The organism is Actinomadura scrupuli (assembly GCF_050971785.1).
Taxonomy (GTDB): domain Bacteria; phylum Actinomycetota; class Actinomycetes; order Streptosporangiales; family Streptosporangiaceae; genus Actinomadura_E; species Actinomadura_E scrupuli.
Map to the genome: position 1 here is coordinate 586,200 of NZ_JBPCCU010000002.1, position 17,546 is coordinate 603,745.

The following is a 17,546-nucleotide window of genomic DNA, read 5'->3' on the forward strand; positions in this document are numbered from 1 at the left end:
ATCTCACGGCTTCGCATGGCGGCAGGCTTTAGAGGTTGTCAGTGGACCGCGATCTTGGGGCGTCGTGCTCTCTCTTGCGTGTTGCGAACTGCGCCGATGAGGTGGGGTTCGGCGAGCTGTACGAAGTGGCTGACCAGGTGATCGGGGCCGTAGCGCTCTTGTATCTCGGAGAGACGGTGGGTCACGACTGTCGCTGTTCCATCTGGAGTGGTCGTCATGTCGCAGTAGCTCAGAGCGTCGCTGAGTACTTGGTCGACGGGAGGGAACTCGACGGCGAGCTGTTCGGCGAGGCCGCGCTGTTCGGCTTCGATGTGCGCGCAGGAGTGGCCGGCGACGAGGCGGCACAGCAGGTCTTCCGCGCGCTGGACGTCGCGGAGGTAGCGTGCGCCGTCAAGGGGGTGGAAGCCGGTAACGGCGATCTCGGGGCTGTAGCCGATGTCGTGCAGCCATGCGGCGGCTTCGAGGAGATCGGCGTCACTACCGAGGATGGGGGCAAGGCTTCGGGCCTGCCGAGCAACGCCTTGGGTGTGAGCCCATCGGCGCGGCAACGGGACTTCGAGAAGTTTGCGGGCGATCTCGCTTGCCCAGGCGGCTTTGTTGCTCATGAGATCGACGGTAGACGCGCTGAGTAGGACATCCACGGGTCTCTGCGGAGTGTCTTGGGACGTCTCACGGCAAGACGTCCCTGCCGTAGATCCATGCCCGCCCTGGTTGCGGAACCTGTGACCGGACGGTTTCGACGGGGCCGCGCGGCTACGCACCGCCCGGTCACAGGGGTCTACTCATCCGCATGGCTGTGTTCGTCAGTCGCTCTGGGCACCCTCAGCACTGTGCATTCCCCTGGGCCAGCATGAAGGCATGGATCGCCCGTGCTGCTCCGGGCACGTCCCAGACGGGATGCTTAAGGCCGTCGCCAGAGCCCCACGACAACTGGGAGCCCATGCTGACCACGACGTATGCGCCGCCGATCGGCGTACCGTCACGAAAAAGCACAGCGCTCGCTCCCGGACCCGAAAGCGTTGCTTCCGCTCCGAGTTGCTCCAGAGCATCGACCAAGGCGGACAGCGATCGCCTCTCATGTTCCTGCCTGGTCATACCCTCCATGGCTCTCCTCAGATTGATCGTTACTGTTGACCTCAACCGCTCAACGGGTCCGCTGCACCGTCGCGTCGTTCCGTGAGACTGCTGCCGTCCCACTCGTATAAGCAGGAACGGATACCGGGATTGCGTAACGCTGTTCGGTCTCACGCATCGCGACGAGAAGTCGATCAACGGCCATCTCATCGATCACGACGGCGTCTGGAGCGAAGTAGGCGAACGCGGTGAACGTCCGTCTCCAGGGCGACCAGATCACCAGCCAGCCCGGACGGGATGCCCCCAGCCACCGGGCCTGCTCCGCCTCGACCTGATTGAGATCACCGGCCATGTGCGTGCTGTCACGGTCAGGTCTGGTGTGTCGGTGCGAGGTGTGACCGCTCTGGTAGGTGCTGTGCCGGGATGGCAGCAGGGATAGCCATGACGCGAACGTCCTGCCGTGCGTTCCGTTCACATCCGTACCGCCGTAAGGCTCTTGATGGCCATCACGGCGCCGGTGATGTCGTCGGCTTCCTTCAACGGCCGTCCTTGCGTGCTGATGAACCACAGCCGATCACCGTCCGACGCTCGGCGAGAACACCGCACCACCAACGCGAACCCGGGACGGAGCGGAGACCACACCCGCAACCGCAGATCGTCTTCTGGTTCCGCGACGAGCCCGTGAGCCCGCAACGTGACGGACAGGGCCGACAGGCGGGCTGCGCGTGGATCGTCAGGAACTTCGGCATCGGCCTCACGAGGCCGGTCGATCGGGCTCACGGGAACATCTCCTTGCGCTGTGGCGTGGGTCGGGTCTCCACGTCCGATGGGCGGTGAGATGGCGGATACGGAGCGCATCGCCATGTGCACGAGCCTCGCGTCAGCGTCGGGACCTCTCCATGGACATCACGGGACGTCTAAGGACGTCCTCTCTGGGTTGGTCGCATCCGTCTTCGGGGACGTCTCCCGTGCGTCCAGACATGAAGAAACCCCCAGCCGAGTCCGGGTCCGGACGGCTGGGGGTCTCTGTCGTTCACGCTGGCTCGGGTTGCACCACTGTGGAGATGATCTCTCTTACCTTCCGCCGGTCAACGCCGTGCTTCTCAGCGAGGAAGCGTTGGGACAGCGGTCTGCCCGGGCCGTCGAGACTGTGGCGAGGTAGTCCGTGAGAACCGCATCCGCGGGGAGACACCTGAGGACCAGCCAGCCACATCGCGTCGCGCTTGAGCTCATCTCTATACCTGGACGGCCGTGCCACTTCCTTGGGGCTACGGCGCGGGTCTGGCCTCCCGCCCCGGACGGACGGTGAGGTGACGAGACGGATTGCATCGCCCCGTCCATGAGCCTCGCGCCGGTGCTGGGACCTCTCCAGAGACATCAGGGGACGTCTAAGTACGTCCACTGTGCCGCCGATAGAAGACGAGCCATCTCGGGAAGGTCTTTAGCCAGCGGATCACATGCCCCGCGAGGAACCGGCGGAGACTGGGGCCGGCGATCGTGGCGTTGATGTCCAGCCGGACCAAAAGCCCGCAACGGCATCACACTTATGCAGGTCAGCGACAACTATGTTCAGGACATGATCCCGGCGATCAAGGAAAATAGACTTGCGGCGCTCGACCCAAGGCAGAGTGGAGAGGGGGCTCGAAGTTGTCAGCAAGACCCGTTCGCGAGCGAGTGATCTCTCGAAGCTTGTCTTACGTACTAGTGATTATATGGCCACCTCGAAATTTTGGATCATGAAAGGAGGGCAGACTGGGGATTGCTGAGGAGATTTAGCGCGTGCAAGATCTTGTTTTAAAAGGTGAACTAGTGGACAGTGGGGGACAATTCGGGTCCGGGGGGTGTAGGTGCAGTGGGGGCTACACCACTGTCACGCTTCCGATACACACCGTGTTGGGGGAGTCTTGTTCAAGGCGGGATGATGTCATGTACCTTTTGAGCCAAAGAATCATATTTCCTTGGCTGAAGGGTATTTGTATGCCAAATTGGGACCGGGTGAGTTCTGGGTTTCTTTGGAGATATTGTATTCCGGTTGTCCCACCCGCTGGGGCCGCCGCACTCACGGCAATTGCGACGAATAGCAGAGGAGCAGTAAAATTTTACTGCTTCGTTGGGGCTATTCTACTTACTGCAGTGACTGGTCTGCTAAATCTTATCAAGGAACGCACCGCAGCCGCCTCTCGCGATCTCGCTCTGCTAGCGAAGAAAGAGGCTGTTGACGCGAAGGCCAAATTGACTACCGCCATAGTGGACGGTGGGCAGCCTTTAATTGTTGCTCTCGGAAACATGGCGACCGCCGGTGGTCAGGATGATAGAATAGCTTCAGTGCGCATATTGATTAATCGTATAGTCGCACTCGCTCGCGCTGAGCTGGGCAATCAAGTAACTAATGGCTCCAAGATGCGAGCGGCCTATTATCATTTGATAGACGAGTCTTCTTCCAAGGGCATCAGAAAGGTGCTCCTAAGAATCGAGTCTGAAGGTCGTCCGGGCACAAGTGCTCCGAGATTGAGATTCGTTGAACGGGAGAGCGATCATGATGATCTCGCTATCAAAGTTGCTCTGGGCGAGGATGCATACTTCGTGGAGAATTTGAGAAAGGACCCGCCTGAAGGGTTCCGGGGCGCCAAGGACAAGGACTACATTAGTTTTATATCGGTTCCCGTACGTGCTGGTCAGACGCACTTTGGAATGCTAACTGCGGATTCCGACTCTCCCCTCTCCGAGGTCGATAAAGAGCTCTTGATACTTATGGCGGGAATCCTGTCGGTCGGTCTTGCCATGCTCGACAAGCAAGGTATCGAAGTAATCGTAGAGAGGGTAAAAGGTCTAGTCGGGAAGTAATACTTACGCGCGAGAGGGGAAAGATGATGTCAAGAGCTAGGGATTTCTCAACGCCACTCATAACGCCGGAGGGTCAGAAATTTCTACAAGGCAGCATAAGGGCGCAGGATTATGTGAGCGGCGCTTACGAGCAGCACGCCGAGCAGGCGGAGATCGAGCTAGCTAGCGTCGTGCTGGTAGAGCGGCCTGATCAGAAAAGACCAGTAGCGGATCTGGTCAAGATATTTATCTATGGCTCCAGTTCCGTGTACGCGAGTATGGCGATATTCTGGGCCGTCCAGGGGAAATGGAAGATAGCCATGTTGGCTGGAGGCACCTCGCTCCTGGTTTTTGTTTTTGGTGGCTTTCCTCGTAGCCGTTGACAATTAACCAGCCTTCAAGCTGGTACTTATTCGGTTGCTACGGAAACGGGGCACGCGTAGGCAACTCATACACCACACCCCTGGACGTGACCCGGTTATGCTGTCGGGCCTGCCGGTCGAGCAGGCCATGGGGGGGGCTCAATCTGCTCAAGCAAGGACAATGAGCGAACGGTCAGCCTTGCCGGAGCAATCGGCCAGGGCGCGTAGTCGGGGCTGAGGAGCGCTCAACCTGGTCACCGGTCATACCCTTCGGGAGGTCTCCTGACAGGAAGAGATCCGGCCGGGCGGGTCGGGACGGTAGGGTCCCTGTTCGCTCATGCTGGCTCGGACTGCGCCACTGTGGAGATAATCTCTCTTACCTTGCGGCGGTCAACGCCGTGCTTGTCGGCGAGGAAGCGCTGAGACAGAGGCCTGCCCGGACCGTCGAGACTGGCGAGGTAGTCCGCGAGAACCGCATCCTCGGGGGTCTGCTCCACTTCGGTACGCCTCGCTGGCACCTCCTCAGAAACGACGGGAGCGGCCTCGGAGCGGGGCGGCACCTGCACAGGCGTTGCGGCGTTGCGAGTCAGCGTCATGAGCAACTCGAAGGATCCGACGAGGGCGAGAGCGGGCCATGCGCTGACCAGAGCGCCGATGGCGCCATGGTTCAGGCCATGCGCCACATTGGCACCGATCGTCGCAACGATGCCGACACCGAGACTCAACTTGGCCAATGCCGGCGCGGACTGCTTCCGACGACTGGCGTCGAGAATTACCATCGACGCGGCCCAGATGAGACCGTCCACCGTGAACGGCACCAGTCGTGCCGTTGCGCCGGACTCCCCGTGTGCCCGTACCAACTCGTACGCATGCCGGTAGGAGATGACGGCCGCGACGGCGGCGACCACCACCACGGCGAGCGCGGTCGTGATCCGAACGAGACGGTCAGCCATGAGTCAATGCCTCCCGTACTTGCTGCCAGTGCCGCACGGTGACAGCGCGGATTTCGCTGGAGTCGCGGAAGCACGTGGGGTAGAGCAGGTTCTCCGGCGCGTCTACGTTCGGCATGCTCGCGTCAGGCTCGGCCAACGCGGGAAGCTCGATCACGACATGCCACTCATCGGGGCCGCACCGAGTGAGGATCGAGCCGAGCAGCCAGGCCCAAACGTCGCGGTCATGCTGATCGGCACCGGGTAGCGGATACCAGACCAGTACGGGGGAGTCGTCGGGGAACTGAAGCTCGCTCAGATTGTCGCTGTTGATTGCCATGGGGCTCCTCTCCCGCCAAGAGGGAGCCACGGGAGCCAATATAGGGAGCCACCGCATTCAAGCGCGTTGGGACCCCCTCAGGCGTTGATGCAGGTGAGAGGCGCCCCGCTTGGTTCCTATCCGACCTCGACAAAGACCGACACACCAGAATTGCTTCGCATCGAAGGGGTCAGGGGTTCGAATCCCCTCATCTCCACCTTGGATTGACAAGAAGTGCCAGGTCAGGGGCCTGACCGGTGATCACACCGGTTAGGTCCTTGATCGTTTGGCACCTGTTTGGCACCAGGATCTCCCGGCCTCAGGTGACAGGGATCAGTCCCTGGCGATACCCCAAGCCGTTGGTCGCGGATCCCGTGTGGACATGCTGGCGGCCGAAAGGTATCGCGGTGGGGATGATTCGCGTGACACCACGGTGCATAGACACCCATGCCCAGACTGCGCTCAATCGTTGTTGGTGATTGTGCGGGAACCCTGTGATGAGCTGACCGCGGGCGATGGTGTGGTCACTACCGACCACCTGGCGATTGCTTGAGCGCCTGGGGCAAGCCCCGGACACCAGCGTGAGCACGCTGGCTCACTGGCGGATGAGGGCTGCGAAGCCTCGCTGCACATCGCCCAGCTTGTGTCTGACAGACCCTTCCCGATGGCACCTGTGAAGCAACGTCGACTTAGGGTGACATTCCCTGCGCGTGTCGCCACCTGTTGATCACGCATTTCTGGTCCCATGGGGTTCTGTCGGCCTCAATCATGCCGTTCAGCCACGGGCGTTTCATGCCCTCCCGCAGTTCCAGTAACAGGCTTCATCGTCGATGTCCCCCGGCTTCGAGAGGAAACGCGTGAAGATCTTGCATGCCGCTGATCTTCATATCGACAGTCCGTTGCACGGTCTGTCGCGTTATGAAGGTGCTCCTGTCGAGAGCCTGCGGCTAGCCAGTCGCGGGGCGCTGCAGAACCTCGTGGATCTGGCGTTGATGCTGCCGGTTGGAGCGGTGTTGCTTGCTGGCGACATCTACGACGGTGACTGGCGTGACTACCAGACCGGGCTGTTCTTCTCGGGTCAGATGTCGCGGCTGCGCCAGGCGGGGATCCCTGTCTACTTGGTGTCGGGCAATCACGATGCGAAGAACCGGACTATGAAGGGGCTGCGGCTGCCCGAAAACGTAAACGTCCTGGACACCGCTGAGCCGCAGACCATCCGCAACGAGAATGCGGGTCTCGCCGTGCACGGGCAGGGGTTCGCTCGGTGGGACCTCACCGAGAACCTCGCCGCCGAATATCCGCTGCGGGATTCGGGGTTGTTCAACGTGGGCCTGTTGCACACTGCTCTGACCGGCAACCCCGACCATGGTAAGTACGCACCGTGCGAGGTCGACGACCTGGTCGGCAAGGGCTATGACTACTGGGCCCTGGGGCACATACACGCCCGCAAAGTTGTAACGCAGGAGCCATGGATCGTCTTCCCCGGTAATCTCCAGGGCCGTAACGCCCGCGAAATCGGACCGAAAGGTTGCACGGTCGTCACCGTCGATGGCAACCTTCGGGTCCTGTCGGTCGAACATCACGACCTGGATGTCGCCCGCTGGGAGCATTTGATCGTTGACGTGTCCGCCGCGACCGACCACGAATACGCGCTCGACCTTGTCCAAGCCGCCATGCGGGAATTGCCTGATGACCGGCTACACGCGGTGCGCGTCACGCTGACCGGCCGCACTCCGGCCCACCGGCAGCTGTGGCAGCGGCAGGTACAGATGATCGCCGAGCTACGCAACGTCGCCAACGACTTTGGCAACCTGTGGATGGAGAAGCTGCACGTCGGCACCTGTAGCGAACACATTCCGAGCCCTGGGCTCGCAGGCGTACTCGCTGACCTTCAACGCACCGCCGCAGACCTCGGCGCCGACCCCGACCGGCTCATGCAGATGATCAACGACACGCCGTTGATGCGAGCCGCGCTGCCCGCCCAGGCCCGAGGGAGGCACCGCGTCGAGCCAGACAACGTGGACTGGGTACGGCGGATCGGGGACGAGGCGCTGGAACTGCTGGAATCCCTTCTGATGGAAAGCCGGTGACCGAGGTGCGCATCGACCAGCTCCATCTCATTGCTTACGGCGCCTTCACCGACCACCTTCTGAACCTCGCCGCGCCTGGGCTCCACCTGGTGTACGGACCGAACGAGGCGGGCAAGTCGACCGCGCTCAGCTCACTCAATCAACTGCTGTATGGGATCGACGAACGGACGCCCTACGGCTTCCAGCATGGGCCGTCCAGGCTTCGGATCAGTGCACGGCTGCAGTCGGCGAACGGGCAGACACTGGACATCACCCGGGTGAAGGCCCGCAAGCACCCCCTGCTCGACGGTGCCGGTCGGCCGATCGGTGAGCAGGAGCTCGCGCCGTTCCTTGCCGGGGTGACCAAGGAGACCTTCACCGCCGAGTTCGCCCTGGGCAGCGAGGAGCTCCGCAAAGGGGGCGAATTACTGGCCTCCGGCAAAGGTGACCTGAATGAGGCGCTGGCCGCAACCCGCTCCAGCCTGCACTTGAACACGGCACTGGCGACCATCACCAAACGCCAGGGGGAGCTGTACCTGCGTACCGGGAAGCTCCCAAAGATCAACGCGGGAATCGCCACGCTCCGGGAGTACAGCACGAAGATCTCCGATGCCTCACTCAAACCCGAGGCGTACAACGCCGCCCAGCGGGCGGTGGAGGACGCCGAAGCGGAATTCGCCAGGAGCGACGCCGAGCTCCGCACGGCGCGAGCGGAACATGCTTCGCTAACCCGGCTCCAGCAGGCCCTGCCGGCGCTTGAGGGAACACAGCAACTCGAGGTAGAGATCGCCGCTATCCAAGCGGAGGGCATCGTCGCCCCGAAGGACGTGTCCGGTCTGCTTCCCGGCCTGCGGGGTGCCCACCGCGAGGCCAACGGCCGACTCGCCGACCACGGCAAGCGGCTCACCGCTGTCGGTCATGACCTGGACACGCTCAAGGTGGATGAGCGGTTGCTCCAACACGGCGACGCCATCGATGAACTCGTCAAGGATCGCGCGGCTGTCCAGGAAGCGGTCAAACGGCAGGGGCAGTCCGCCGACGAGGTCACCCGGGCTCGTGCCACTGCCGAGCGACTGCTGCACGAGGTGCATCCGCAGTCTTCACTCGCCGATGCCGCTCTCCTACAGGTCTCAACACGGACCAAGACCCGTGCTAAGAAACTTCACGAGCGATACACCACGAGCACCACCATGCTCGAGCAAGCGCAGGAGTCCGTGAAGACCCGGCAGCGCAGGAAGGAACAGGCTGACAAGGATCTCAGTCAACTCCCTCCGATTGAGGACGCCTCGCTCCTACGTGGCGCACACGGTGCCGTACCCCGCGACCTGTTGACTATCCTCGCCTCCGCCGAGGACACCCGAGGAAAGATCCGCAACCGCTACAACCGTCTCCTGGCGGAACTGAAACTCGGTGACCTTGCCCCCGACGCCGTGGCGGTCTTGACGGTTCCGACCCGCGAGCAAGCGGACGAGCTGGCCGCCAAGGCCGACGAACTCAAGCAGGACCGGCGGGATCTGATCAAGGAACAGCGGAAGCTCAACGGCATCCGCATCGAACGGCGTATGGACCTCGAACGCATTCTCGCGGATGCCCCACCGACCCCGACCGAACTGGACGAGGCACGGAAGCGGCGTGACTCGCTGCTCTCCCCGCTGGCCGAGGAGGCTGCCATCATCGCGGCCGTGGCCGAGACCGACCGTCTCGCCGACCTGATGATTCGACACTCCACGCAGGTCGCCGAACGCGTGAGGCTGGAAGCCGACCTCGCCAAGCTGGACGTCCAACTGCATGACAGCAACAGTCAGCTCGACGATCTGGGCCGTGCCGATGCCGCACTCGCCCGTGACTGGACCACGCTGTGGGAGTCCTATCCGGCGAAGGCTCCTACTATCAGCACCGCCTCCCGCCTCTTCGACCAAGTCGGACAGCTGAGGGCTGCTGCCGTTGACCTACACGACGCCGACATGTCGCTGGATCGTCAGCGCAAGCAAGCAGAGGAGCACGTGGCCCGGCTGCGTACGCTGCTCCACGCCCCGGACGCGGACACCATGCTGAGATTCGGCGGGGCAACCGTCCTGTCCGAGCTCCCAGAACTTATGGAGATCGCCCAGGCCAGGCTCGCGGAGCATGATCAGATTGTCCAGGAGCGCGCCGTCCACGAAGCCCGAGCCAAGAGTGAGACTGCGGAACTCGAGGAAGTCGCGGCGTTGCTCACCCGCCAGGAGAAGGACCTTGCCGACCTTACGGCCGAGTGGGAGCAGTTCCTCCAACAGGCCAACCTCCCTGCTAATCGTGAAACCGAAGCCGCCCTCAACGACCTGGACCGGCTGGCTGAGGCCGCCGAACACCTTGAGAAGGCCAACGCCGCCGAGCTGAAGGCACACCAGGATGAACTGCGCATCACCGCGTTCCAAGCGTTGCTGCAGGCGACGGCCAATGCCTGTGACTTCGAACTGCCATATGACCCGGCTGAGTGGCACCGAGCCGTCGACCCGCTGCACAAGGAGCTCACCCGGCACCGAGCCGCCGCCGATCGTCGCGAGCAGCTCATCACCGATCAGAGTGCCCTGACCGTCGAAGTATCCGACGCGCGTGCTGAACTCGACAGGGTCAACGGCTCGCTCAGCGACCTCGTCGCCCGTACCAGAGTTGCCGACCAAGCCGATCTGGAACCTGCCGCCGACCGATCCGTCCGGCTGGAAGCCGCCAGCGACCAACTGCGGGCTGTCAGCGCGACCCTTCCAAAGGGGGCCGCTCGGGAAGCGCTGATCCAGCAGGCTCAGAGCACCTCTCCGGATCAGCTTGAGACCAAACTAGGAGAGCTTGGGGACAGGCTCATCGAGCTCGAGACCCAGCAAACTGAGTGGGCCCAGGAACTGGCCGGACGTCGGAGCCAGCTCCAGGGCCTCGACGGGTCGGCCGAGGCGGCACGGGCAGGAGCTGAAGCCGCGATGATCACATCGGATCTCGTAGGGGACACCGAGCAATATCTCCGTCTCGAGCTCGCCCGCCGCTACATCCTCACCTGCATGGAGGAGTATCGAAACAGCGACCAAGACCCCGTCCTGGCCCGTGCCGCGACCACGTTTCGGACGTTGACTGGTGACCGCTACGTCAGCCTCGAGCTCTCCGACGAAGACAAGCCGGCCATCCTCACCAAGCGACAGGACGGAACACTCCGGTCTACCGACCAGCTCAGCGAAGGTACCCGTGACCAGCTGTACCTGGCCCTTCGGCTCGCCTCTCTGGAACGGCACGCCGACACTGGCCGCGCCCTTCCCGTCGCTGTCGACGACATCTTCATGACGTTCGATGACCAGCGGACCGCCGCGGGTCTGCACGTCCTCAACGACCTCGCCGACCGCTTCCAAGTGATCGTCTTTACCCACCACGAACATGTCGCCGAACTCGCGGTCGCCGAGCTCCCGACAGACCGTGTCCATCTGCATCGGCTACCGGCCTGAACAGATGGCCAGCCTGCGGTTCAAGCTGAACGATTTGCAGCTCAGCGTTCTGCGGTGGACCGGTTAGTGCTGCCCAGAGGGCGTCATGGATGACAGCATGCATAGGCGGGTGGCGGCTGCCGCTCATGATCGCAAGCTGGTGCTGATTTCGAATAACGCGAGGTCTGGCGAGCTGTCCCCGAGTGTTGCTTTCCGCAGTCATAAGGGTTTCATTCTGTCCAGGAACGGCGAAAGCGCGTTCAACCGATTGATGTCCAGCGCGCCTTTGGTCAGTTTGTGGACAGAAGCGACGAAGATGATCGTTTTGCGCATGCGGTGCGGCTGTTGCTGCTGGTTGGACCGCCCCGGCGATCTAGCCTCCAAGATCGCCGCGGCGGTCCAAACACCCGGTGACGAAGGTCGTATGCGCGAACCTGGAGGCGGCCAGGCAGTAAGCCGTCCGGAAACGTGTACCTTGAGCCTTTTCCATCCTGATCTTGCTGGTCACAGGCTGGTTGCGGCGCGCAGGTTTTGATCATGAACGGATGAAGCTCCTGGTAGGTGCGGAGTAGACCATGACATCGCACAACCAGGAGCTTCTGTGTTGTTCTATCGTGCTGCGCTTGATCTGTCGCGCCGGTCGGTGAACTTCACCGCTGATCTGATCCGCCGTCATCTGGAAGCGATCGGTTCGCGGTGGCGCAAGTTGCCGCCGGGCCGCCAAGCGTTGCTGGTGCTGGCGCATCTGCGCCGCAACCTCACCTACGCCGAGCTGGCGGCGGGGTTCGGGGTCGGCGTCGCAATCGCCTACCGGTATGTCTGCGAGGTCGTTGATCTGCTCGCCGAGCTGGCTCCCGACCTGCGCGAAGCCCTACGGATCGCCGCCCGCAAGGCATATGTGATCCTGGACGGCACCCTGGTGCCCACCGACCGGCTCGGCGGCCAGGACGACCGGCGCTACTACTCGGGAAAGCACCACCGGCACGGGATGAACATCCAGTTCCTGACAGACCCGCACGGCCGGCTGATCTGGGCCTCACCCGCCCTGCCCGGCTCGACCCACGACCTGACCGCGGCCCGCGCCCACGGGATCGTTGCGGCACTGACCAGCAGGGCCGTCGCCTGTTTCGCCGACAAGGGCTACCTCGGCGCCGGCGGAGCGATCGGCACCCCGCACCGCAAACCCAAAGGACGCAAACTCGAGCGGCGCAAGAAGGTCTACAACCGGCACCACGCCAAGATCAGAGCCCTCGGCGAACGCGGCGCGGGCCACCTTGAAGACCTGGCACATCCTGCGCAAGACCCGCTGCTCACCGGCCCGCCTGACCAGCATCGTCCAAGCCATCCTCACCCTCCACCACCAGACCAAATGAAGATGGAAAAGGCTCCTTCTCTGGCATTCCGGTCAGCTGGGGCAAACGGTGTCCGACAACCTACGTCCAGAAAAAAAGGACAGCCGCCAGCCCATGACACGCCGAGCCCGCAGCCTTGCCGCCGACGTACATGGGTCGACGTGCGGTCTGTTCGGGGGCGGTCCGGGCCGTGTACATTATTGCGGGTCGAGCCAGCATGCGAAGCCAGCGTTGCCGGCACGAAAACATGTTCCCCTGCGAAAGATCGTTCTGTAAGTCTTCAGTGCTGAAATCCCGAATCTCTCTCCACACAGGTCATTCACATCAAACTGAGAGTCTGGTGACGTAAAGAGTGTGATACTGGTCATCGACGGTGAATCGCAGATCAGTGGAGGCTGACGTGGACCCAGTGACGATCGGCTTGACGGTGGCAGCGTTGCTGGCAGCTAAGTACGCAGAAGGTGTCGCTGGCGAAGCCGGCAAGGTGACGTGGACAGGAATCACCAGTCTGCGCAGTCGTGTTCGCGCTGCTGTCTCAGATGACGAGAAGGCCCAAGCCGATCTCGAGGTCTTGGAATCCGGAGACACTACAAAGACTGCTGCCATTGCAACGGCGATCGAGGGGAAAGTATCTCGAGACGAAGAACTACGTCGGGATCTTTCGAGGATGATTGAAGACGCCTCGAAGAGTCAATCGACTGCTGCAATCGTGGCTCACGCTTACGACACGGCCAAGCAGATAAATATCGGTGGCGATAATTCAGGAAACATTACGATGTAACGGTGTGGCCGATGAATTCAGTGCATGGTGATGCCTCGGGAAATGCTCGCCTAGTCAACATAGGCGGTAATTCTTACGGTGATATCACGATCGAGAGTCACGCCAATCTTGTGCTGGCGAACGGACTGCCTGCTGATATTTCTGACTTTACTGGCCGTCATCGCCATGTGGCTCACATAGAGAATTGGCTAAAGCGGGATCACGACCTGCCTAGCATCTGCGCAATCTCCGGCAAGCCCGGTGTTGGAAAGTCGACCCTTGCGGTTCATGTAGCTAGGCGAGTTCGCGACAATTATCCCGACGGGCAGCTATATGCCAATCTTCGAGGAGATGGAAGTCGCATAACTGACCCTAATCAACTCTTGATCGGTTTTCTGAGGTCTCTTGGTATGCGCACTGCGGATATACCTTCTGAACTCGACGATAGGAGTGCGGCTTTTCGGTCGATCCTCGAGAAAAATAAGGTACTCATAATTCTAGACAATGCGCATGGAGCGGCACAGGTCCGTCCACTGCTTCCGGCAAATAGAGACTGTGCGGTTCTAATCACAAGCCGCACCCCCTTGGCTTCCTTGGAAAATGCCGAACTTGTTGACCTGGATGTAATGGAACTCGGCGAGTCGGTAGAGCTATTTCGTAAGGCTTCAAAGCAAAATCGTTTTCAACAAGAAATCGACGATCTCGAGGAAAAAGTAGTAACGGATTGCGGGAGATTGCCACTAGCTATTCGTATTGCTGGTGCCTTGATGAAGCAGAAGAAGCACTGGAGCTTGACGAAGCTCGTTAACAAGATTGCTGACGAACGATCTCGGCTGAAGATGCTCCAGCTTGGCGATCTCGATGTCAGAGCAAGTTTTATGTTGAGCTATCGCGATCTTTCTGCTAACGACTCACTAGTATTCTCGCTTCTTAGTTTGCTTCCACGCTCGAACTTCCTGCCAGAGTCAGTTGCTGAGATGATTGATTATAGTGTGCACGAAGCGGACCTCGCCCTGGAAAGACTACATGATGCGCAGTTGGTTGAGGCAGTTGGTGGCGATTTCTTTCGTCTGCACGACCTAATTCGCATTTTTGCTAAAGAGCAACGACAGCAACTAACGTCGAAAAGCGTTGAGAAGGCGCGTGTAGGTCTTCAAAGATACACCGCCGACTTCGAAAAGCAGTACCGTGCAATCACTCGACAACTGGGCGCCGGCGTTTCCGTCACAACCGCCAAAGAGCGAATGCGTGTTGAGGAAGTATACGTGCCGCCACAGCTCATTCTGACTAATGACACTTCTCGCGACCTCATAGGGCCTAGTCAAATTGTCAAACCTGGTCAGATCAGTATCGTGCTCGGCGAGGGAGGCATGGGGAAAACGACCCTTCTTCAATATCTCAGAGCGGGACTTGCTGACGGTAGCCTCCCTGGGAATGCAAATATCGGACTCCTGATTAGGCTGCGCGATTTCAGCTCTAAGACTCATCGAGATATCCTAAGCCTCCTCCTAGATATCGTCGGCACAGATTTTAATCTTGATCTGGAAATGGATCGTTTGGCTATACTGCTACACACGGGGCGTGCTGCCATCTTGTGTGATGGACTCGATGAGATAGCAAATCCGAGTGACCTATTAGTCTTGGCCCGCATGCTAACCGCCTTTATTAAGGATTACAGCAGGACTCCTGTCATCATCACTTCTCGCCCAGCGCTTCCACTGGAACCTTTCGATCGCAATCCAAATATTACGACTTTCCAGCTCTGCCCGCTCACTCTAGCCGGAATGCAACAGCTTCTGGCGCAGCTAAACGCGGCAGATAAGAATGTCGGAAAGGACCTAGACGTCGTAACCAACAGGAGTGCTGGAATTCTCGCTAAAGGAAATCCACTCCATGCCGTATTGCTGTGGGCAACGTGGCGAGAACAGGGTATGATTGCTGAGAATATTCAACAACTCTTTGATTACTACTGGCATGGTCGAATAATGGAGGGGCGCAACTCCTCTAGGCTTGGCACTTTCGGTTCTGTGCCAACGGAGTATTTGGCTTACAAGATGTCGATGGATCCTGAAGAAAGAAGGGTCATCTCAGAGATAAAACTGTATGCACTACTCAAAGAATATTTCGAGACCGTTTACTTTGAGGAGCCTGCGGTTGCTAGGGAGCATGCAGAGGAATTCGTAGAGCAGGCTCTTTTCCAACAAGGCATCCTTCGGCAGATTGGCTCGGGTGCATCAGGAGATTCCTACTATCAGTTCTTCCACTCATCGATCCAGTCGTATGGTGCGGCATCTTGGATGATTCAGGAATTTCCGGCACCCGAATTGCTGGTAGCGAAGATTTCGGAGATGCTCGACCGTAACGAGAACAGCGATATAGCGGAGATCGCAGTTGAGATCTTTTTCAGAGATAACCCCCACGAGCGAGAGGATCTACTAGGCGCTCTCGGCCAGTCAGCGCAGAGATATTCAGCAGTGGCTCGCTTCTTGGAGCGATTCTCCTAGCGAGGGGTCAACTTCGCAGATCCATCGCAACCCCGGGCAAATACCCAACGACAGGCCACGAGGCGCCGTGTGGTAAAGCGAAGGTGCAAGACTCTCGCCGCCGTTTTGTCGCTGCGGAGCGGTAGGAGCTGGGGCAGCCTGATCTGGGAGACGCCGGGAGGGTGGCAAGCAGCCCCGACAACAAAGGGACGCGCCGGTACTACCGGACGGTGTGGGTCCGGCAAGCGAGACCGGAAGGTAGACGCGAGGAACCAGCGGTGTAAAGCCCCCTGAGACCTCCGCCAGCTCGAACCCGGTGGATCCGGGGCTGGATCGCGGTGCGTACCTGTCCCTCATGGGGCGGGGAACTCCTGGGGGTCGGATCGGCCTTCGGCCGGGAGGCCGCTGTGGAGGACTCCGGCGTAGTCGTGGCGATGCCGCAGGGGCAAAGCTGGTCACCGCACCCGACGATCGTTTCACGGTGAATGTGGGAACCGCCCCGAGGCTCCCGCTCTCGACCTGCCAGGTGGGCCGATCGGGAAAGCGCGTCGTCTGCTGACGGCCACCGGGCGGAGGGCCTGTAGTAGTCCGAGCGGAGGAAAGCTACCTACACGGCGAAGGGGCCAAGCGGGTTCATGCACGCGCCGTACTGCAAGAGACGGAGACGCTGGTGAATACCGGTGAACCGTGGCCCGACCCGTTCTGGGGGGAGCGAGGGGTACGACGGATGCAGACCCAACTGCACCCGTGGCGGTCGAAGATCCCGATCGCGAGTTCAATGACCCGTTCAACCTTCATCACCCGGGCTTCCTCACTGTCGCGTGGGACCGGGTGCGGGGAAACATGGGAGCACGCACCGCCGGAGTGGGTCGGGTCGTCCCTGCCTTTTCCTCCGACGATACCGACATCGTGGCGTTCCTCAGCGAGGCCCGCGAGCAGCTCAAGGCGCGGACGTTCACTCCTTTGTCGGTTCGGGAACGCCTGATCCCCAAGCCGGGCATCGGGAAGCTTCGCCGTCTTGGGGATTCCCACCGCGATTGACGGCTCGTGCAAGCCTCCCGCGTGCTGGTTCGAGGCGGACATCAAGCCAGTGTCCTACGGCTTCCGCCTTAGACGTCGTCTCATTTGGTGAGTCGGCGGTGGCAGATGAAGGCAGCGGCTATGGCTGCGAACGCCAGGAAGTGTTCGGGTTTGCGTTCGTAGCGGCGGTGTAGTCGGCGGAAGCCGTTCAGCCATGACATCGTGCGTTCGACCACCCATCTGTGGCGGCCCAGGCGCTGGGAGGATTCGATGCCTCGCCGGCGATGCGATGGGTGATTCCGCGGCTGCTCAGCCATCTTCGCAGGTGGTTGTAGTCGTAGCCCTTGTCCGCGTGGAGCTTGCCGGGTCTTCGGCGGCGCGGGCCGCGAGGAGAGCGGATCGGCGGGATTCCCCGCACCAGTGGTTGCAGGGCCTGGCTGTCGTGGGTGCTGGCGGCGGAGATCCCGACAGACAGCGGCAGTCCGGCACGGTCGACGATCAGATGGATCTTCGACCCGAACTTGCCGCGGTCGACAGGATTCGGGCCTGTCAGCTCCCCTTTTTCATAGCGCGGATGCTGACGGAGTCGATCGCGCACCGCGACCAGTCCAGCTCACCACGCGCACCGAGTTCGTCCAGGACCACCCGGTGCAGCTTGGCCCACACCCGGGCGGCGCTCCACTCGGCGAACCGCCGGTACACCGTCTGCCAGGACGCCTCGAACACCGGCGGGAGCTGCCGCCACGTACACCCCGAGGTGGCCACGAACACGATCGCGGCCAGCACCTGACGATCCGAATGCCGCCGCCGACCCCCGCCCTGCGGCCGGGACGGCGCCTGGGGCACCACCCGCTGAAACAGCTCCCACAACTCATCGGGGACCAAACGCTCCACGATCGACACCGCAGCACA

Annotated in this window: 13 protein-coding genes and 2 pseudogenes; 8 read left to right on the forward strand and 7 right to left on the reverse strand. The window is 61.0% G+C overall.

The window, feature by feature from the left end; all coding sequences use genetic code 11:
• Positions 1-38: 38 nt before the first annotated feature.
• The 4 genes from ACRYCC_RS10450 to ACRYCC_RS10465 form a co-directional block, all read right to left on the reverse strand.
• Positions 39-605, reverse strand: coding sequence for an HD domain-containing protein (locus ACRYCC_RS10450; RefSeq protein WP_433810718.1), 567 nt, complete (start codon positions 603-605; stop codon positions 39-41).
• 217 nt (positions 606-822) lie between these two features.
• Positions 823-1,095: a hypothetical protein gene (locus ACRYCC_RS10455; RefSeq protein WP_433810720.1), complete on the reverse strand. Its 273-nt coding sequence runs from the start codon at positions 1,093-1,095 to the stop codon at positions 823-825.
• 49 nt (positions 1,096-1,144) lie between these two features.
• A complete protein-coding gene (locus tag ACRYCC_RS10460; protein WP_433810722.1) occupies positions 1,145-1,426 on the reverse strand; it encodes a hypothetical protein in 282 nt (93 codons plus the stop codon).
• Positions 1,427-1,545: 119 nt separating this feature from the next.
• Positions 1,546-1,854, reverse strand: coding sequence for a hypothetical protein (locus ACRYCC_RS10465; protein WP_433810723.1), 309 nt, complete (start codon positions 1,852-1,854; stop codon positions 1,546-1,548).
• Between the two features lie 1,353 nt (positions 1,855-3,207).
• On the opposite strand from ACRYCC_RS10465, the gene ACRYCC_RS10470 reads away from it, so the two are divergent.
• The gene (locus ACRYCC_RS10470) at positions 3,208-3,918 is read left to right on the forward strand and encodes a GAF domain-containing protein (RefSeq protein WP_433810725.1); all 711 of its coding nucleotides are present in this window, start codon (positions 3,208-3,210) and stop codon (positions 3,916-3,918) included.
• Between the two features lie 113 nt (positions 3,919-4,031).
• On the forward strand, positions 4,032-4,280 hold the full coding sequence (locus ACRYCC_RS10475; RefSeq protein WP_433810727.1) for a hypothetical protein: 249 nt from the start codon (positions 4,032-4,034) through the stop codon (positions 4,278-4,280).
• 314 nt (positions 4,281-4,594) lie between these two features.
• Here ACRYCC_RS10475 and ACRYCC_RS10480 read toward each other — a convergent pair whose 3' ends face one another.
• Positions 4,595-5,212 (reverse strand): DUF2637 domain-containing protein, encoded by a 618-nt coding sequence (locus ACRYCC_RS10480; RefSeq protein ID WP_433810728.1) that lies wholly within the window; start codon positions 5,210-5,212, stop codon positions 4,595-4,597.
• Positions 5,205-5,528, reverse strand: coding sequence for a hypothetical protein (locus ACRYCC_RS10485; protein WP_433810730.1), 324 nt, complete (start codon positions 5,526-5,528; stop codon positions 5,205-5,207). Before ACRYCC_RS10485 ends, ACRYCC_RS10480 begins: the two co-directional genes overlap by 8 nt.
• Before the next feature lie 836 nt (positions 5,529-6,364).
• Here ACRYCC_RS10485 and ACRYCC_RS10490 point away from each other — a divergent pair.
• From ACRYCC_RS10490 to ACRYCC_RS10515, 6 genes and pseudogenes are all read left to right on the forward strand, one after another.
• Positions 6,365-7,597: a metallophosphoesterase family protein gene (locus tag ACRYCC_RS10490; RefSeq protein ID WP_433810732.1), complete on the forward strand. Its 1,233-nt coding sequence runs from the start codon at positions 6,365-6,367 to the stop codon at positions 7,595-7,597.
• Positions 7,594-11,040 (forward strand): ATP-binding protein, encoded by a 3,447-nt coding sequence (locus ACRYCC_RS10495; protein ID WP_433810734.1) that lies wholly within the window; start codon positions 7,594-7,596, stop codon positions 11,038-11,040. Before ACRYCC_RS10490 ends, ACRYCC_RS10495 begins: the two co-directional genes overlap by 4 nt.
• Positions 11,041-11,620: 580 nt before the next feature.
• Positions 11,621-12,392, forward strand: a pseudogene (locus ACRYCC_RS10500) (transposase family protein).
• 379 nt (positions 12,393-12,771) lie between these two features.
• A complete protein-coding gene (locus ACRYCC_RS10505) occupies positions 12,772-13,152 on the forward strand; it encodes a hypothetical protein (protein ID WP_433810736.1) in 381 nt (126 codons plus the stop codon).
• Positions 13,153-13,163: 11 nt separating this feature from the next.
• The gene (locus tag ACRYCC_RS10510) at positions 13,164-15,635 is read left to right on the forward strand and encodes an NACHT domain-containing protein (RefSeq protein WP_433812139.1); all 2,472 of its coding nucleotides are present in this window, start codon (positions 13,164-13,166) and stop codon (positions 15,633-15,635) included.
• Positions 15,636-16,361: 726 nt separating this feature from the next.
• Positions 16,362-16,655 (forward strand): hypothetical protein, encoded by a 294-nt coding sequence (locus ACRYCC_RS10515; protein WP_433810737.1) that lies wholly within the window; start codon positions 16,362-16,364, stop codon positions 16,653-16,655.
• 80 nt (positions 16,656-16,735) lie between these two features.
• Here the strand turns inward: ACRYCC_RS10515 and ACRYCC_RS10520 are convergent.
• Positions 16,736-17,531, reverse strand: a pseudogene (locus tag ACRYCC_RS10520) (IS5 family transposase).
• Positions 17,532-17,546 lie beyond the last annotated feature (15 nt).

Excerpts from the sequence above, each read along its gene's own strand:
- ACRYCC_RS10480 (WP_433810728.1), bottom strand. The coding sequence starts at position 5,212 with ATGGCTGACCGTCTCGTTCGGATCACGACCGCGCTCGCCGTGGTGGTG.
- ACRYCC_RS10510 (WP_433812139.1), top strand. The coding sequence starts at position 13,164 with ATGAATTCAGTGCATGGTGATGCCTCGGGAAATGCTCGCCTAGTCAAC.
- ACRYCC_RS10450 (WP_433810718.1), bottom strand. The coding sequence starts at position 605 with ATGAGCAACAAAGCCGCCTGGGCAAGCGAGATCGCCCGCAAACTTCTC.
- ACRYCC_RS10455 (WP_433810720.1), bottom strand. The coding sequence starts at position 1,095 with ATGACCAGGCAGGAACATGAGAGGCGATCGCTGTCCGCCTTGGTCGAT.
- ACRYCC_RS10460 (WP_433810722.1), bottom strand. The coding sequence starts at position 1,426 with ATGGCCGGTGATCTCAATCAGGTCGAGGCGGAGCAGGCCCGGTGGCTG.
- ACRYCC_RS10485 (WP_433810730.1), bottom strand. The coding sequence starts at position 5,528 with ATGGCAATCAACAGCGACAATCTGAGCGAGCTTCAGTTCCCCGACGAC.